This window comes from Streptomyces griseorubiginosus, from assembly GCF_001514195.1.
Lineage (GTDB): Bacteria > Actinomycetota > Actinomycetes > Streptomycetales > Streptomycetaceae > Streptomyces > Streptomyces griseorubiginosus.
This window is the reverse complement of the sequence record NZ_KQ948736.1, coordinates 429,543-447,020: the sequence shown is the minus strand read 5'-3', so window position 1 is coordinate 447,020 and position 17,478 is coordinate 429,543. Positions and strand designations below refer to the sequence as shown.

The window sequence follows — 17,478 nt, the reverse complement described above, 5'->3', positions numbered from 1 at the left end:
CGCTTTCTGGAAAGCGCTTTCTCGAAGCTCTTCCGCCCTCCCTGGAGACTTTTCATGCACGACGAACGCACCCGCATCGAGGAGCGCGTCCAGCGCGCGCACGACCAGCGCATCAAGCCCGCGATCTACGCGGCCACCGTGCCCCTGGAGGTCGAGGCCTGGCAGGCGCCGGGTGAGCCGGTCTCCTTCGAGGAGGCCGCGGCCGCCCGCTACGAGCCCTTCGCGATGAACACCCCGTGGGGCCCGCCCTGGGGCACCACCTGGTTCCGGATGCGCGGCCAGGTGCCCGCGGAGTGGGCCGGCCGGCGCGTCGAGACCGTCATCGACCTCGGCTTCGTCGGCGACTGGCCCGGAAACCAGGCCGAGGCCCTGGTCCACCTGGTCGACGGCCGCCCCCTGAAGGCCGTGAACCCGCTCAACCAGTACGTCCCCGTCGCCAACCCGGCCGTCGGCGGCGAGCAGATCGACTACCTGGTCGAGGCCGCCTCCAACCCGGACATCCTCAAGGACAACTTCTCGAGGACGACGCCGATGGGCGACAAGCTCACGGCCGGCTCCGTGCCCCTCTACACCTTCCAGCGCGCCGACCTCGCGATCCTCGACGAGGAGGTCTTCCACCTCGACCTCGACCTCCAGGTCCTGCGCGGGCTCATGGTCCACCTCCCCGACCACGAGCCCCGCCGCCACGAGATCCTGCACGCCCTGGACCGCGCCATGGACGCCCTCGACCTGGACGACGTCGCCGGCACCGCCGCCGCCGTCCGCGAGGTGCTCGCCCCCGTCCTGGCCAGGCCCGCGCACGCCAGCGCGCACACCGTCTCCGGCGTCGGCCACGCCCACATCGACTCCGCCTGGCTCTGGCCGATCCGCGAGACCAAGCGCAAGACGTCCCGCACCTTCTCCAACGTCACCGCGCTCGCCGACGAGTACGACGACTTCATCTTCGCCTGCTCCCAGGCCCAGCAGTACGAGTGGGTGCGCGACAACTACCCGCACGTGTGGGCCCGCATCCAGGAGTCCGTGAAGAAGGGCCAGTGGGCGCCGGTCGGCGGCATGTGGGTCGAGGCCGACGGCAACCTGCCCGGCGGCGAGGCGATGGCCCGCCAGCTCATCCACGGCAAGCGGTTCTTCATCGAGCACTTCGGCATCGAGACCAAGGGCGTCTGGCTCCCGGACTCCTTCGGCTACACCGCCGCCTACCCGCAGCTCGCCAAGCTCGCCGGCAACGAGTGGTTCCTCACCCAGAAGATCTCCTGGAACCAGACCAACAAGTTCCCCCACCACACCTTCTGGTGGGAGGGCATCGACGGCACCCGCATCTACACGCACTTCCCGCCCGTCGACACCTACAACGCCCGCTTCTCCGGCGAGGAGATGGACCGCGCGGTCCGCAACTACTCCGAGAAGGGCGGCGGCACCCGTTCCCTGGCCCCCTTCGGCTGGGGCGACGGCGGTGGCGGCCCCACCCGCGAGATCATGGAGCGCGCCCGGCGCCTCGCCGACCTGGAGGGCTCGCCCAAGGTCGTCATCGAGCACCCGGACGACTTCTTCGCCCAGGCCCGCGCCGAGTACCCGGACGCCCCCGTCTGGGTCGGCGAGCTCTACCTGGAGCTGCACCGCGCCACCTACACCTCCCAGGCCCGCACCAAGCAGGGCAACCGGCGCTCCGAGCACAAACTGCGCGAGGCCGAGCTGTGGGCGACGACGGCCGCGCTGCACGCGCCGGGCTACGCCTACCCGTACGAGAAGCTCGACCGGCTGTGGAAGACGGTCCTGCTGCACCAGTTCCACGACATCCTGCCCGGCTCCTCCATCGCCTGGGTGCACCGCGAGGCGGAGGCCGAGTACGCGCGCGTGGCCGAGGAACTGGAGGCGCTGACCGCCGAGGCGGTGGCCGCGCTGGGGGCCGGGAGCACCCGGGTCTTCAACACCAGCCCCTACGACCGCTCCGAGGTGGTCCGGACGTCCGCGGGGACCCCCGCCTTCGTCGAGGTCCCCGCGAACGGCAGCGCCCCCCTGGCCGACGCGCGTCCCGCCCAACCGGTGACCGTCTCCGGCCGGCTGCTCGACAACGGCCTGGTGCGGGTGACGGTCGCCGAGGACGGCACCCTGGAGTCCGTCCTCGACCTGCGCGCCGGCCGGGAGGTCCTCGCCTCCGCGGGCAACCTGCTGCGGCTGCACACCGACCTCCCGAACTACTGGGACGCCTGGGACATCGACAGCCACTACAAGAACCGCTACACGGACCTCCTGGAGGCCACGGCGATCGAGGTCGTATCGGAGGACCCGCTGGAGGGCGCGATCCGCGTGACCCGCTCCTTCGGCAAGGGCTCGAAGATCACCCAGACGATCTCGGTGCGCGCCGACAGCCCCCGCATCGACTTCGCGACCGAGATCGACTGGCACGAGGCCGAGAAGATCCTCAAGGCCGCCTTCCCGGTGGACGTCCGCGCCGCGCACTCCTCCGCCGAGATCCAGTTCGGCCACGTCCAGCGCCCCACCCACACCAACACCACCTGGGAGTCGGCCCGGTTCGAGGTCTCCGGCCACCGCTGGGTCCACCTCGCCGAACCGGGCTACGGCGTCGCGGTCCTCAACGACTCGACCTACGGCCACGACGTCTCCCGCACGGTCCGCGAGGACGGCGGTACGACCACCACGGTCCGCCTCAGCCTGGTCCGCGCCCCGCGCATCCCGGACCCCGAGGCCGACCAGGGCAAGCACCGCTTCACCTACTCGCTGCTGCCCGGCGCGAGCATCGACGAGACCGTCGCCGAGGGCTACTCCCTCAACCTCCCGCTCCGGGTGGCGGACGCGGCCGGGGCCCCCGAGCCGGTCGTCTCGGTCGAGGGCCAGGGCGTGACGGTCGAGGCGGTCAAGCTCGCCGACGACGCGTCCGGTGACGTGGTGGTCCGCCTCTACGAGTCCGGCGGCGGCCGCGCCCAGGGCGTGCTGCGCACCGGCTTCCCGCTGGCCGGCGCCCAGGTCACCGACCTGCTGGAGCGCCCGCTGGAGGACGCGGCCGTCGAGGACGGCGGCGTGCGGGTCTCGCTGCGTCCCTTCCAGGTGCTCACGCTGCGGCTGCGGAGGGGCTGACGGATGGCGATGCAACCCTGGTTCACCGACGCCAAGTTGGGGATCTTCGTCCACTGGGGCATCTACGCCGTCGACGGCGTCCAGGAGTCCTGGTCGTTCTACGACGACATCGTCCCGCACGAGCAGTACATGTCCCAGCTGGAGCGCTTCACGGGCGCCAAGTACGACCCGCGCGCCTGGGCCGACCTGTTCGCCCGCGCGGGCGCGAAGTACGCGGTGCTGACGACCCGTCATCACGACGGAGTCGCCTTGTGGGACACCGGGTTCGGCGACCTCAACCTCGGCAAGGACTACCTCGGCCCCTACGCCGAGGCCCTGCGGGAGAAGGACCTCAAGGTCGGCTTCTACTACTCCCACTCCGACTGGAACCACCCGGACTACGCCTCCACGCGCAAGCCGGGCCGCCCGCCGGAACAGGAGGACAACCGCTACTCCGAGGTGGCCGCCGAGGACGAGGACCTGGAGGCCTGGGAGCGGTTCATCGCCTACCGGGACGGCCAGATCACCGAGCTCGCCTCCCGCTACCGGCCTGACCTGATGTGGTTCGACGGCGAGTGGGACCGCAGCGAGGAGCAGTGGCGCATCCTCGAACTCGCCGCGCTGATCCGTTCGTACGTGCCGGACGTCGTCTTCAACGCGCGCATGCTCAGTGAGGGCGACTACGCCACCCCCGAGCAGGGCGCTCCCATCGAACCGCCGGACGGTCCCTGGGAGTTGTGCCTGACGATCAACGACTCGTGGGGGTACCAGCACCACGACCACAACCACAAGTCGCTCGCCCAGCTGATCCGCTACTTCACCGAGACCATCGGCGGGGGCGGCAACCTGCTGCTCGACGTCGGTCCGATGGAGGACGGCACCATCCCCGAGCCTCAGGTCGAGCGGCTCGAAGGGCTGGGGGAGTGGATCGGGAAGCACTCCGAGGCGGTGTACGGGACCCGGCGCGGACTGCCCGCCGGGCACCACTACGGTCCCAGCACCCTCTCCGCGGACGGCCGGACGCTCCACCTGGTCCTCTTCGACGCGCCCCGCGCCGAGATCGGCCTGCGCGGACTCGTCACCCCGGTCCGCAGGGTCACCGTCCTCGGCACCGGCACGGAACTCGGCCACCGGAAGGTGGGCGGACTCCACGACGCCGTGGGCATCGTCTGGATCGACCCGCCGGCCGCGGCGGACCTCGACCCGTACGCCACCGTCCTCAAGGTCGAACTGGACGGGGAGTTGGAGCTGTACCGGGGTTCCGGTCGGTTCTGACACAGCTGCGGTGCCTGCCGGTTGAGGGACCGGCAGGCACCGCTGTTCCTGGGACGGTACTCAGCCGGTGAACCCGGCCGTGATCGAGGTGAACTGCCAGTTGCTCTGGCTGATCCCGGAGCAGTTGCTCACCACGCCGCCGCCCGGGCACGGCCGGTCGCGGTTGACCGACCAGAAGGCGAGCCGCGCGATGTGGTGACTGTTGGCCCAGTCCTTGATCTGGGTCCAGATGGCCGGGGTCGTGTTCTCCTGCTGGTCGGACAGCCCGTTCATGCCCGAGATGCCGATGTGGGCGTAGGCGGTCGCGTCGTCCCACCCGAAGGTCGACTTCAGCTTGGCTTTCAGCCCCTCCGTGGCGTTCACGGTGTTGCCGTACATGTCGGAGCCGCCGCCGAAGTCGAACGGCATGATGGTGAACACGTCGATGTTCGCGCCCAGCGACTGCGCCTGCTCGATGAGCCGGTTGCCGTAGTAGGTCGGTCCGGTGGTCGAGGTGCCGAAGGTGACGATGGTCTTCAGGCCCGGGTTGTTGGCCTTGACCGTCTTCAGCGCGGTCAGGATCCTCGCCTGCACGGCCTCGTTCTCGAACTCGTCGGTGTTCTCGATGTCCATGTCGATCGCCTTGAGCGAGTAGGCGTCGATCACCTTCTGGAGAGCCGCCGCGAGCGCGCTCGCCGAGGAGCAGTTGGCGCCGAGCTTGCTGCCCTGCCAGCCGCCGAACGACGGCACGACGTCACCGCCGGCGGCCCGGATCTGGTTGATGGCGGTCTGGTCGACGCCGCCGGTCAGCGGCCGGGTGCTGTCCCAGGCCGGGTTGCAGCCACCGGAGTCCAGCATGAACGCCATCGTGAACCACTTGACGCCGGTCGCGCTCATCACGGTCGTCGGGCTCGGCGGATCGCCCCAGCCCTCGTACAGATAGGGCGCGGCCTGCTTGAAGCCGGTGCCGCCACCGGTACCGGCGTCCGTCGTCACACTCACGGAGTTGGAGGCGCCGGAGGTGTTTCCGGCCGCGTCCCGCGCCCTGACGGTGAAGGTGTACGCCGTGCTCGCCGAGAGCCCGCTGACCGTGGCGGTGGTACCGGACACGGTCAGGACGTTGCTGGAGCCCCTGTAGATGTCGTACGACGTCACCCCCACGTTGTCCGTCGACGCGTTCCACTTCAGCGACACGCTCGACGAGGTCTTGCCGGTGGAGGTCAGCCCGGTGGGCGCGGTCGGCGCCTGCGTGTCCGAACCACCGCCACCGCCGGGGCCGTCGAGGCTGATGTCGTCGGCGTAGTAGGTGCCCTGGGCGTACCAGCCGTGCACGTAGATCTGCGCGCTGGTCTGCGAGGCGCCGGTGGTGAAGCTCGTGCTGAGCTGGCTGTACGCCGACGGGGAGGTCGTCCAGGTGGAGGGTCCGCCGGTCACGCCGAGGTACACGTACGAGCCGCGCACCCAGCCGCTGAGCTGGTACGTGGTGTTGGGCTGCACGGCGACGGTCTGGCTGCACTGCGCGTTGTCGCTCGAACTCACCGCGCCCTGAAGGGCTTTGGAGCCCCCGTGCACGGGAGCGGAGACGACGGACCCGAGGTTGCCGGTGCAGGTCCAGGGGGAGAGGCCGCCCGACTCGAAGCCGGGATTGGTCACGATGTTGGCCGCCTGGGCCGTGCCGGGGAGGGCGACGGCTCCGGCCAGTGCGAGAGCGGCGGTGCCGAGCAGAGCGAGGACTCTGGAACGTCTGAGTGGGTTGCGCACGCGATCTCCCTGAAGAAATGGGGGTGTTCGGGAGTGCAGAGAGGAGCGGGGGGTGCGCAACCAAGTTGGTATGGACCAATCCAACTGTCAAGGTGGTTTGCGGGATTGGTCCATACCGGTGCTGTGAAAGTTTTTAGGGGCGCGGGGCTGTGTTGATTTGCGGCTCCGCCGCGTGGGCGCGATCAACCACGACGCCCCCGCACCCGGCAGCCAACCTAAAGCGGCAGTACCTCCGCCGCAGCCTCCATCGCAGGGGCCGGCGCCGGAACGGACGGCAGCAGCGGCTGCTCGACCTCCTCCACCCGCTGATGCGGCACCGGCACCGGCACCGACGCCGGCCGAAGCTGCCGCGGCCCCGACACCACCGTGTAGTCCTGCCCCAGGAACGGCGGCTCGATCACCCCGGTCTCCTCACCGAGCGCCAACTGCACAGCCGCCCAAGGCACGTTGACCCCGCAGAGGGACAGCTGGTGCAGCCCGCCCGCGGGCCGCGTGTTGACATCCATCAGGACCGGACGGTCGCCGAACATCCGGAACTGGATGTTGGACAGGTAGTGCAGCCCGAACCCCTCGGCGATCAGCCGCGCCGGCTCCAGCCACTGCTCGTCCTGCGTGAACCCGCGCCGACGGCCGTTCTTCGTGCGGCCGATCGCCAGCCGCACCCGGTTGTCGGTCCCGGTGAGCGTGTCCACCGACACCTCCGGCTGCTCCAGCCGCGGCATGACCAGCCAGTCCACCTCCTCGCCGGCCTGCTCGAGCGCCTCGACGACCATGTCCAGCGAGACGTACGGGCTCGGGAAGCCGTTGAGCTGCGCGAGCGAGAAGGGGGTGCGCGTGATCACGCGGAAGCCCACCCCGCCGGCGCCGGACGCCGGCTTGAAGCACGCCTTGTGCCCGTCCGCCTCCAGCGCCTCCACGGCCGTCACCAGGTCGGCCGCGGTCCGCACCCGCCACCACGGCGGCACCGGGACACCGATCGACTGGACCGCCTCGTAGGCGACGACCTTGTCGTGGAAGACGGCCACGCCCTCCGGCGGCGGCGCCAGCAGCGCCGTACCGACGGCCGCGAAGTCGGCCCGGTGGGCCACGATCGCCGCCTGGTGCAGCCGGGGCACGAACACGTCGATGCCGCGCCGCTGGCACTGGTCGAGCGCGAACTCGACGTAGGCGGCGGGGGACAGGCCCTCCGGCTCCAGTTCGGCGGTGTCCGCCGCGGCCAGCACCGGCGAGTCGGGGTCGCCGTGCGTCGCGTGGATCTCGACGGCGCGATCGCTGGGATTTCGCCGCAACTGATCCATGAAGAACACGTTCTCCGCGTACGTGCGGTTGAGCCAGACGCGTACGCGAGAGAGCATGCAGGCCGCCTTTCGGGCATTTTCGGGCACGGCGAAGCGGGCCCGTGCCCGGGCAGGGTGGTTGGAGGGACACCAAACCGCCCCTGGAAAGGGAAGTTCCATGCGGTGGTGTTGGGGCGATCATACGGCTTTCCCGGGGTCCCGCGTGCAACGCCCGTGTTACGGATTACCCGATCATGAACCCGCCCCGCGCGGTTCACTCTTGTACCGGGAAACCAAATGTGTTGTCGTGGTTCCACTCGGTGCTCGGAGGGGGCGAGAGGTGACGTCTACGGCCGGTGCCGCGGCACAGCTCCTGGCCATCAGCGATCTGCACATCGGCTACCCCGAGAACCGCGCCCTCGTCGAGGAGCTGCGTCCCGGGACCGACGACGACTGGCTCCTGGTGGCCGGCGACGTCGCGGAGACCGTCGCCGACGTCCGGTGGGCCCTCGAAACCCTCGCCGGCCGCTTCCGCCAGGTCGTCTGGGCCCCCGGCAACCACGAACTGTGGACCCATCCCAAGGACACCGTCACCCTGCGTGGGGTCGCCCGCTACGAGCACCTCGTCGCGATGTGCCGGGACCTGGGCGTCCTCACCCCCGAGGACCCCTACCCGGTCTGGGAGGGCCCCGGCGGCCCGGTCGCCGTCGCCCCGCTCTTCCTGCTCTACGACTACTCGTTCCTGCCGGCCGGCTGCACGACCAAGGAACAGGGCCTGGAGTACGCCCACGGCACCGGCATCGTGTGCAACGACGAGTACCTGTTGCACCCCGACCCGTACCCGACCCGCGAGGCCTGGTGCCGGGCCCGGGTCGCCGAGACCGAGCGCCGGCTCGACGCGCTCCCCGACGACCTGCCCACGGTCCTCGTCAACCACTACCCGCTGGACCGGCACCCCACGGACGTCCTGTGGTACCCCGAGTTCGCCATGTGGTGCGGCACCACGCTGACCGCCGACTGGCACCGCCGCTTCCGCGTCGAGACGATGGTCTACGGCCATCTGCACATCCCCCGGACCACCTGGCACGAGGGGGTGCGCTTCGAGGAGGTGTCGGTGGGCTACCCACGGGAGTGGCGCAAGCGGCCCGAACCGCCGGGCAGGCCGCGCCGGATCGTGCCCGGGGAGGTGGGCGCACGGTGATCGAGGAACTCCTGCCGGCCCCGGTGGTCGCCGTCGAGGCCTACGGCACCGACGAGCGGGACGACGCCGGGTTGTACTCCGTGGACGCCGGGCACGCGGGGCTGTACCCCGAGGAGGCCGGGCACGCAGGGTTGTACCCCGAGGAGGCCGGGCACGCGGGGCTGTACCCCGAGGAGGCCGCGCTCGTCGCGCACGCCGTTCCCAAGCGCCGCCGGGAGTTCACCCTGGTGCGTGCCTGCGCCCGGCGGGCCATGGAGAAGCTCGGTGTGCCGCCGCAGCCGCTGCTGCCCGGCGAACGGGGTGCCCCGCGCTGGCCCGCCGGTCTCACCGGCAGCATGACCCACTGCGACGGCTACTGCGCCGCGGCCCTGGTCCGGGCCGCGGACCTGGCGTCCCTCGGCATCGACGCCGAACCCCACGGTCCGCTCCCGGAGGGTGTGCTGGAGAGCGTGTCCCTGCCGGGGGAGCGGGTCAGGCTGCGGGAGCTGGCCGGGCAGCACCCCGCCGTCCACTGGGACAGGCTGCTGTTCAGCGCCAAGGAGTCCGTCTACAAGGCGTGGTTCCCCCTCACCGGCAAGTGGCTGGACTTCTCCGAGGCCGACATCGCGATCCACGTCGACCCCGAGGGGCCTCCCGGCGGCACCCTGCGCGCCGAACTCCTCGTGCCCGGCCCGCTGGTGGGCGGTGTGCGCCGCGGAGCCTTCGAGGGCCGCTGGACGGTCCAGGACGGTCTCGTGGCGACCTCCGTGACCGTGCCGCACGCCTGACCGTGCCGCACGGCTGACCGTGCCGCACGGCTGACCGTGCCGCACGCCTGACCGTGCCGCACGGCTGACCGTGCCGCACGGCTGAGCGGGCGGCACGCCTGAGCGGGCGGCACGGCTGAGGGCGCGGCACGGCATCGCCCCCGACGCCCCCACGGTTCCGGGGCGGACGCCCTTATGGCTCCGGCGGGCACCAACCCCGCAGCAGCCTGAAGAACTCCTCCTCGTTGCCCGCGAGGCCCGCGTCCGCCAGGGCCTGTTCGGCCTCGGCGAGGACCGCCGGCGGGACCACCGGTGGCCGGGCGGTGTCGGGCGGACCCGACGCGGTGTCGAAAGCGGCTCGGACCGTGTGCAGCAGCCGCAGATACGCCTGGACGGCGGTGCGCTCACGGTCGGTCAGTACGGCGGTGGGCATCGGCGGCTCTCCCCAAGTCGTGGTCGGACATACGGCTGTGTGTCTCCAGCTTGCCGTCCACCACTGACAATCCGGTCTCCGTGCCCCGTCGTTCGCCCGCTTAGCGGAGGCGAAACCTCCCCGAAATCACCCTGGGGAAAGGGGTCCTACGCTGGGAGGAAGGGCTTTCGGCCGCCCCGCGGCGGCCGGTGAGACGGAGGGAGGTGGGCGCGTGGTCGACGACCCGCGCGCACGCCCGGTGCGCGCCGTCCGGCTGCGCCCGGTGGGCGACGCCGCACCGGAGCTGCGGTACCGCGTGGTGCACGGTTACCGCCGTGCCTACCGCATGGCCGGTGACGGCCCGGCACTGGTGCTCGTGCACGGCATCGGGGACTCCTCGGCGACCTGGGCGGACCTGATCCCCCCGCTCGCCCGCACCCACACCGTGATCGCCCCCGACCTGCTCGGCCACGGCGACTCCGACAAGCCGCGCGCCGACTACTCGGTCGCCGCGTACGCCAACGGAGTGCGGGATCTGCTCACCACCCTGGGCATCGAGTCGGCCACCCTGGTCGGGCACTCGCTCGGCGGTGGTGTGGCCATGCAGTTCGCCTACCAGTTCCCGGAGCGCACCGAGCGGCTCGTCCTGGTCGGCGCGGGCGGGGTGGGCCGCGAGGTCAACCCCGTGCTGCGGCTGGTCTCGCTGCCGGGTGCGCACCTGATGCTGTCGGCGCTGCGGCTGCCCGGAATGCGGCTCCAAGTGGGCCTCGCCGTGGGCCTGATGAAGCTCCTGGACACCGATCTCGGCCAGGACGCGCCGGACATCCTGAACCTCGTCGACGCGCTCCCCGACGAGACCTCCCGCAACGCCTTCATCCGCACCCTGCGCGCGGTCGTCGACTGGCGCGGACAGGTCGTGACCATGCTGGACCGCTGCTACCTCACCGAGGGCATGCCGACCATGCTGCTGTGGGGCGACCGCGACAGCGTGGTGCCCGTACGGCACGCCCACCGCGCCCACGAGGCGATGCCCGGCAGCCGCCTGGAGATCTTCGAGGGCGCGGGCCACTTCCCGTTCCACACCGATCCCGCCCGCTTCGTCTCGCTGGTCGAGGAGTTCACGGCCACGACGGGCCCGGCGCACTGGAGCCGGGAGCACTGGCGGGAGCTGCTGCGCGAGGGACGGCCGGACGGCCCACGCGCGCGTGCCGTGGAACGGGACCTGAGGGAGGCGAGCGAACGCAGCGCCACGTGAGGGGGCGAATCTCAGCCCTGGGGCCCGCGATAGCCGAGGGACGCCTCGATCCGCCCCGCCAGACGGTCCCGCTGCGCCGGACCCCGCAGCGGCGAACCCGAGAGCAGCGTCCGGCACTTGCTGGCCAGCAGCAGACCGAAGCTCTCCGCGTCCCGTTCGTCGGCGAGCTCGAAACGGCTGCGCGCGGCGACCTTGCGGACGGTGGCCTGGAGGTCGGCGTCGTCGTGGAGGAGCCGGGCCGCGACCGCGGCGCCCTCGACGTGGTGGGAGCAGTGACCGGCGTTCATGTGCCACAGCTCGTGGCCGAGGATCACCAACTGGTGGTCGGGCGCGGTGCGTTCCTCGATCACGACGAGGTCCTGGTCGGCCATGTCGAGCCAGAGTCCGCTCGCGGTGCCGGGCGGGAAGGGTGCCGTACGGAAGTGGACCGGGCGGCCCCGGCGTCTGCTCATCGCCTCGCACAGGGCGCCGTACAGGTGCTCGGGCCGGGCCGGTGCGGTCAGCTCCAGCTCCGCGACCAACTCGCCGCTGAGGCGGCGCATGTGCTTACCGATGCCCACAGTTGTCTCCCGGATCAGGACTCGGGCCGCTTGACGCTCTCCAGGAGCATGTCCAGCCACTCGGCGACCTTGTCACGGTGCTGGTCGGTGGGCAGCTGCGCGGCCCGCCAGGCGATCCCCCGGACGCCGTGGTCCTGGAGCAGCCGCTCCAGCGGGTCGTGGGCGGCCGCGGCGGCCTCCCGCTCCCGGTCGGCGAGCTTGTGCAGCAGCTCCTGCTCGGTGCGCTGGAGCGCGCCCGCGAGCGCCTCGGGGTCCTCGGCGGTGAGGAACCCGGCGTGCACCCGGAAGAACCGCTGGATGGCGTCGCAGTGCTCCATGGTGGGGCGGCGGTCGCCGTTGATGAGCGCGCCCGCCTGCTGCCGGGACATGCCGGCCCCGTCGGCGATCTCCTGCTGGGTGTACTTGCGGCCGCCCGGCTTGAGCCGGGTGCGGCGCAGCAGGTCGAGCCGTTGCAGGAACCGCGCCTGGACGTCCGGTTCGCCGGCCGGGCGTCCGCTCAGCAGCGCCTTGACGACGGGCTCGGGGACGCCGGAGGCCACGGACAGCCGCCCGGTGTCGAAGACCTGCGCGTGCGGGACGCCGAGCCGGTCGGCGAGTGCGGTGACGCGGGCGACGACGGCCGTCAGTACGACCGTTGCCGCGTCGTCCGGGCTCTCGAAGCCATCCGACACCGACAGATCTCCTACGTCTCTCACCCGACTTCTCACAGGCCCTCGCCGTGAACTTCCCGGAGAGTAGCCCGTTGTTCGAACTCACATCCAGGTCTCGCCACAACTGTGGCCAATTTCAGCCGTCAACCGCCATGGAATGCCACGATAGTTGACACGCCTCCTGACGGGGAAGCAGGATCAAGGCGCCGCGTGAAGGCCGCATAGGCAAGAGGGGTGACCTCCCGATGGCACATCAGGCAGGTGGGCAGCCGTCGGAACCGCGGCCGGGCCCCGAGGGGCTCGAAGCCCAGGCGTACCTTCAGGACTACGCCACGCTCCTGGAAGCCGTCCCCTTCCCGTCCGTCGTCCTCGACCACCGCTGGGACGTCGTTCTCGCCAACACCGCTTTCGCGTCACTTTTCCGTGCCGTGGGTCCGCATCCGTCGGCCATGCCGGGCGACAACTTCCTCCGCTTCGTCCTGTTCCATCCGGACGCGAGTTCCGTTCTCGGGGAGCACGAATCGCGCTGGTGTCTGCCGATGCTCGCGCAGTTCGCCGCCGCGGTCGAGCGGTACGGCCATGACCACGGGCTCCAGGTGATCCGGCGGGACATCGCCCAGGACCCGATCATGGAGGCCGCCTACCGGCACGGGCTGCCGCACTGGATCCGCGCGGTCGGCGAGCAGGCCGTGGAGCACGACGGCTCCGTACGCCCCCTGGTGCACCCCGATCCGCGGTGGGGTGCCACCGACTGCCGGGTCGTCGACGAGACCCCGCCCACGCTGCGTGAACTCGGCTGCACCAGACTGACCCTGGTGCTCCGCCCGGCCGGCGCCCGGCGCCGCCCGCGCCGCGCCGCCGGCCACCTCACGGTGGTGCCCGCCCCCGAGGCCTGACGGGCACCGTCGGCGTTCAGGTCGCCGACGGCGCCTCGTCAGTCATCGCGCACGTTCTCCGCCTGTCGGCGTTACGCAAGCGGCTTGCATTTCTTGCGCTATTCTTGCGCGCATGACGCGACGACTTGCCGAGGTGGCGAAGAAGGTCGGGGTCAGTGAGGCCACGGTCAGCCGGGTGCTCAACGGCAAGCCCGGGGTGTCCGAGGGCACCCGGCAGGCCGTGCTGTCCGCGCTGGACGTGCTCGGCTACGAGCGGCCCACGCAGCTGCGCGGCGAGCGGGCCCGGCTGGTGGGACTGGTGCTGCCGGAGCTCCAGAACCCGATCTTCCCCGCGTTCGCCGAGGTCATCGGGGGAGCGCTGGCCCAGCTCGGGCTGACGCCGGTGCTGTGCACCCAGACCAAGGGCGGGGTGTCCGAGGCGGACTACGTGGAGCTGCTGCTGCAACAGCAGGTGTCCGGGGTCGTCTTCGCCGGTGGGCTGTACGCGCAGGCTGACGCCCCGCACGACCACTACCGGCTGCTCGCCGAGCGCAGGATCCCGGTGGTGCTGGTCAACGCGTCCATCGAGGACCTCGGCTTCCCCGGGGTCTCCTGCGACGACGCGGTGGCGGTGGAGCAGGCCTGGCGGCACCTCGCCTCGCTGGGGCACGAGCGGATCGGGCTGGTGCTGGGGCCGGAGGACCATGTGCCCTCGGCGCGCAAGCTGGCCGCCGCGCGGGCCGTGGGGGACCTGCCCGACGAGCAGGTCGCCCGGGCGATGTTCTCGATCGAGGGCGGACACGCGGCGGCCTCCCGGCTCATCGACCGGGGCGTCACCGGCATCATCTGCGCCAGCGACCCGCTGGCGCTCGGCGCCGTCAGGGCCGCCCGCCGCAAGGGCCTGGACGTGCCCTCCCGGGTCTCGGTCGTCGGTTACGACGACTCGGCGTTCATGAACTGCACCGAGCCTCCGCTCACCACGGTCCGGCAGCCCATCGAGGCCATGGGCAGGGCGGCCGTGGAGTTGCTGAACACACAGATCAGCGGCGGTTTCGTGGCGCGCGAGGAGCTGCTGTTCGAGCCCGAGCTGGTGGTGCGGGGCTCGACGGCACCGCCGCCCCGCTCCTGAGATCCACCTGACTGTCAAATAATTTCAGATTGTGCGCGACATCTTGCGGACGGATGTCGCCGGTGCTTGAGTGTGCCCCGCCCACCGCTCCTGCCCAGAGGGGTCCACCGATGAGAAGCACCGGGTTCCGCCGTACGTTCGTCGCGCTCAGCGTCAGCTCGCTCGCCTTGGCCCTGACCTCCTGCGGGTCCGGCGGGGACGACTCCGCCGGCGGCAAGACCCGCATCACGGTCAACTGCATGCCACCCAAGAGCGCCGAGGTCGACCGCCGCTTCTTCGAGCAGGACATCGCGTCCTTCGAGAAGCAGAACCCGGACATCGACGTCGTCGCCCACGACGCGTTCCCCTGCCAGGACCCCAAGACCTTCGACGCCAAGCTCGCCGGCGGGCAGATGGAGGACGTCTTCTACACGTACTTCACCGACGCCCGGCACGTCGTGGACATCCACCAGGCCGCCGATCTCACTCCGTACGTCAAGGAGTTGAAGAGCTACGGCACCCTCCAGCAGCAACTCCGCGACATCTACACCGTCGACGGCAAGGTCTACGGCATCCCCCGCACCGGCTACTCCATGGGCCTGATCTACAACAAGAAGCTCTTCGAGAAGGCGGGCCTCGACCCCGAGCAACCCCCGGCCACCTGGGCGGAGTTGCGCGCCGACGCCAAGAAGATCGCCGCGCTCGGCGACGGCACCGTCGGGTACGCCGACTACAGCGCCCAGAACCAGGGCGGCTGGCACTTCACCGCCGAGCTGTACTCCCAGGGCGGCGACGTCGTCAGCGCCGACGGCAAGAAGGCCACCGTCGACACCCCCGAGGGCCGTGCCGTCCTCCAGAACCTCCACGACATGCGCTGGACCGACGACTCGATGGGCAGCAAGCAGCTCCTCGTCATCAACGACGTCCAGCAGCTGATGGGTTCGGGCAAGCTCGGCATGTACCTCTCCGCCCCGGACAACATCCCGATCCTGGTCAAGGAGAAGGGCGGCGACTACAAGGACCTCGCCCTCGCCCCGATGCCCGGCGGCAAGGGCACGCTCATCGGCGGCGACGGCTACATGGTCAACAAGAAGGCGAGCCCCGACCAGATCAGGGCCGCCCTGAAGTGGCTCGACCACATGTTCCTCACCCCCGGAGCGGGCTTCCTCGGCGACTACGCCCGCGCCAGGAAGGCCGACGCCCCGGTCGGCCTGCCCGAACCGCGTCTGTTCACCGGCGCCGCCGACGCCAAGGACCAGCAGGTCAAGAAGGCCAACGCCAATGTTCCGGTGGAGAACTACCAGGCCTTCCTCGACGGCAACCAGAGCCTGGACATGAAGATCGAGCCCCCGCACGCCCAGCAGATCTACTCCGTCCTCGACGGTGCCGTCTCCGCCGTCCTCACCAAGGAGGACGCCGACATCGACCGGCTCCTGGAAGACGCCTCGACCAAGATCGACGGCATTCTGGCCCGGGGCTGACCGCCATGACGAAGACGGCCGAGCGGCTCCACGAAGTCGCCGTCCCCCCGATCCAGGCGCCGACTCCCGCAGGGGACCGGAGGCGGCGCCGCCTCGCCGACCAGGCCCGTGCCCACGGCTTCCTCCTCGGCGGACTGCTCTGCTTCGCCCTCTTCTCCTGGTATCCGGCGATCCGTGCCGTCGTGATCGCCTTCCAGAAGTACACGCCCGGCTCCGACCCCGAGTGGGTCGGCACCGCCAACTTCACCCGCGTCTGGCACGACCCGGAGTTCGCCGCCGCCTGGCGCAACACCTTCACCTTCACCCTGCTGGCCCTGCTCATCGGGTTCGCGATCCCGTTCGTCATGGCCCTGGTCCTCAACGAACTCCGGCACGCCAAGGCGTTCTTCAGGGTCGTGGTCTACCTCCCGGTGATGATCCCGCCGGTGGTCAGCGCCCTGCTGTGGAAGTGGTTCTACGACCCGGGGGCCGGCCTCGCCAACGAGGCACTGCGCCTGCTCCACCTGCCCACCTCGAACTGGTCCAACGGCACCGACACCGCGCTCGTCTCCCTGGTGATCGTGGCGACCTGGGCCACCATGGGCGGCACCGTCCTGATCTACCTGGCCGCCCTCCAGTCCATCCCGGGCGAGCTGTACGAGGCCGCCGAACTGGACGGCGCGAACCTCCTCCAGCGCATCCGTCATGTGACGATCCCTCAGACCCGGTTCGCCATCCTCATGCTGATGCTCCTTCAGATCATCGCGACCATGCAGGTCTTCACCGAACCGTTCGTGATCACCGGCGGCGGCCCCGAGAACGCCACGGTGACCGTGCTCTACCTGATCTACAAGTACGCCTTCCTCTACAACGACTTCGGCGGTGCCTGCGCACTGAGCGTCATGCTCCTGCTGCTCCTGGGCGCCTTCTCCGCCGGGTACCTGCGCCTGACCCGGTCCGCGGAGGGGGACCTCGGATGACCACCCGCACCCTGATCTCCCCGGCGGCGCTCGCCCGCCCCCGCGGCAAGGCCGTCTACTGGACCGTCCTCACCTCGGTCGTCGTCCTCTTCGCGCTCGCCTTCCTCTTCCCGGTGTACTGGATGGTCACCGGCGCGATGAAGTCACCGGACGAGGTGGCCCGCACCCCGCCCACCCTCGTCCCCGAGCGGTGGCACCTCGGCGGCTACCAGGACGCCTGGCAGCTGATGCAGCTCCCGCAGCACCTGTGGAACACGGTGGTCCAGGCCGCCGGCGCCTGGGCGTTCCAGCTGGTCCTGTGCACGGCGGCCGCCTACGCCCTGTCCCGGCTGAACCCCGCCTTCGGCAAGGTGATCCTGGGCGGCATCCTCGCCACGCTGATGGTCCCCGCCCAGGCCCTGGTCGTACCGAAGTACCTGACGGTGGCCGACCTGGGGCTGCTGAACGACCCGCTCGCGATCTGGCTGCCGGCGGTCGCCAACGCCTTCAACCTGTATCTGCTCAAGCGGTTCTTCGACCAGCTCCCGCGCGACGTGCTGGAGGCCGCCGAGATCGACGGGGCCGGGAAGCTACGGGTCCTGTGGTCGATCGTGCTGCCCCTGTCGCGGCCCGTCCTCGGGGTGGTGTCGATCTTCGCGCTGGTCGCCGTGTGGCAGGACTTCCTCTGGCCGCTGATGGTCTTCTCCGACACCGACAAGCAGCCCATCGGCGTGGCACTGGTCCAGTTGTCGCAGAACATCCAGCTCACCGTGCTGATCGCGGCGATGGTGATCGCCAGCATCCCGATGGTCGCGCTCTTCCTCGTCTTCCAGCGGCACATCGTCGCCGGGATCAGCGCGGGCGGCACAAAGGGCTGACCCCGTC

Annotated in this window: 15 protein-coding genes; 10 read left to right on the top strand and 5 right to left on the bottom strand. The window is 70.7% G+C overall.

Translation table 11 applies throughout. The features are described 5' to 3' along the window. Positions 1-54: 54 nt before the first annotated feature. Both AQJ54_RS14685 and AQJ54_RS14680 read left to right on the top strand, forming a co-directional pair. A complete protein-coding gene (locus AQJ54_RS14685; RefSeq protein ID WP_062237671.1) occupies positions 55-3,096 on the top strand; it encodes an alpha-mannosidase in 3,042 nt (1,013 codons plus the stop codon). A 3-nt stretch (positions 3,097-3,099) separates the two neighbouring features. Then, entirely contained in the window at positions 3,100-4,350 is a 1,251-nt protein-coding gene (locus tag AQJ54_RS14680) for an alpha-L-fucosidase (RefSeq protein WP_062237669.1), read from the top strand. A gap of 60 nt (positions 4,351-4,410) precedes the next feature. Here AQJ54_RS14680 and AQJ54_RS14675 read toward each other — a convergent pair whose 3' ends face one another. Both AQJ54_RS14675 and AQJ54_RS14670 read right to left on the bottom strand, forming a co-directional pair. Further along, on the bottom strand, positions 4,411-6,090 hold the full coding sequence (locus tag AQJ54_RS14675) for a carbohydrate binding domain-containing protein (protein ID WP_062237668.1): 1,680 nt from the start codon (positions 6,088-6,090) through the stop codon (positions 4,411-4,413). Between the two features lie 215 nt (positions 6,091-6,305). After that, positions 6,306-7,445 carry an ATP-grasp domain-containing protein gene (locus AQJ54_RS14670; protein ID WP_062237666.1) on the bottom strand — a complete coding sequence of 380 codons (1,140 nt, stop codon included), beginning with the start codon at positions 7,443-7,445 and terminating at the stop codon, positions 6,306-6,308. Positions 7,446-7,707: 262 nt separating this feature from the next. On the opposite strand from AQJ54_RS14670, the gene AQJ54_RS14665 reads away from it, so the two are divergent. Both AQJ54_RS14665 and AQJ54_RS14660 read left to right on the top strand, forming a co-directional pair. Further along, on the top strand, positions 7,708-8,568 hold the full coding sequence (locus tag AQJ54_RS14665; protein WP_062237664.1) for a metallophosphoesterase family protein: 861 nt from the start codon (positions 7,708-7,710) through the stop codon (positions 8,566-8,568). Further along, the gene (locus tag AQJ54_RS14660; protein WP_248845356.1) at positions 8,565-9,335 is read left to right on the top strand and encodes a 4'-phosphopantetheinyl transferase family protein; all 771 of its coding nucleotides are present in this window, start codon (positions 8,565-8,567) and stop codon (positions 9,333-9,335) included. Before AQJ54_RS14665 ends, AQJ54_RS14660 begins: the two co-directional genes overlap by 4 nt. A 172-nt stretch (positions 9,336-9,507) precedes the next feature. Here the strand turns inward: AQJ54_RS14660 and AQJ54_RS14655 are convergent, their stop codons facing one another. Next, positions 9,508-9,747, bottom strand: coding sequence for a hypothetical protein (locus AQJ54_RS14655; protein ID WP_020135527.1), 240 nt, complete (start codon positions 9,745-9,747; stop codon positions 9,508-9,510). A 211-nt stretch (positions 9,748-9,958) separates the two neighbouring features. Between AQJ54_RS14655 and AQJ54_RS14650 the strand changes: the two genes are divergently transcribed. Beyond that, on the top strand, positions 9,959-10,981 hold the full coding sequence (locus tag AQJ54_RS14650; protein ID WP_079069861.1) for an alpha/beta fold hydrolase: 1,023 nt from the start codon (positions 9,959-9,961) through the stop codon (positions 10,979-10,981). Between the two features lie 11 nt (positions 10,982-10,992). Here the strand turns inward: AQJ54_RS14650 and AQJ54_RS14645 are convergent, their stop codons facing one another. Continuing rightward, on the bottom strand, positions 10,993-11,523 hold the full coding sequence (locus AQJ54_RS14645) for a hypothetical protein (protein ID WP_062029749.1): 531 nt from the start codon (positions 11,521-11,523) through the stop codon (positions 10,993-10,995). Positions 11,524-11,555: 32 nt separating this feature from the next. Then, entirely contained in the window at positions 11,556-12,212 is a 657-nt protein-coding gene (locus tag AQJ54_RS14640; RefSeq protein ID WP_062237662.1) for a helix-turn-helix domain-containing protein, read from the bottom strand. 224 nt (positions 12,213-12,436) lie between these two features. Here AQJ54_RS14640 and AQJ54_RS14635 point away from each other — a divergent pair, with 224 nt between their 5' ends. The 5 genes from AQJ54_RS14635 to AQJ54_RS14615 all read left to right on the top strand — a co-directional run bounded on the left by AQJ54_RS14635 (position 12,437) and on the right by AQJ54_RS14615 (position 17,471). Further along, entirely contained in the window at positions 12,437-13,087 is a 651-nt protein-coding gene (locus AQJ54_RS14635) for an MmyB family transcriptional regulator (RefSeq protein WP_062237660.1), read from the top strand. 112 nt (positions 13,088-13,199) lie between these two features. Beyond that, the gene (locus AQJ54_RS14630) at positions 13,200-14,195 is read left to right on the top strand and encodes a LacI family DNA-binding transcriptional regulator (protein ID WP_207917424.1); all 996 of its coding nucleotides are present in this window, start codon (positions 13,200-13,202) and stop codon (positions 14,193-14,195) included. A 110-nt stretch (positions 14,196-14,305) separates the two neighbouring features. Next, positions 14,306-15,655, top strand: a complete 1,350-nt coding sequence (locus AQJ54_RS14625; protein ID WP_062237656.1) for an ABC transporter substrate-binding protein — start codon at positions 14,306-14,308, stop codon at positions 15,653-15,655. Positions 15,656-15,660: 5 nt separating this feature from the next. Next, positions 15,661-16,614, top strand: a complete 954-nt coding sequence (locus AQJ54_RS14620; protein ID WP_062237655.1) for a carbohydrate ABC transporter permease — start codon at positions 15,661-15,663, stop codon at positions 16,612-16,614. Then, positions 16,611-17,471, top strand: a complete 861-nt coding sequence (locus AQJ54_RS14615; protein ID WP_062237653.1) for a carbohydrate ABC transporter permease — start codon at positions 16,611-16,613, stop codon at positions 17,469-17,471. The genes AQJ54_RS14620 and AQJ54_RS14615 overlap by 4 nt, the downstream gene beginning before the upstream one ends. Positions 17,472-17,478: the final 7 nt, after the last annotated feature.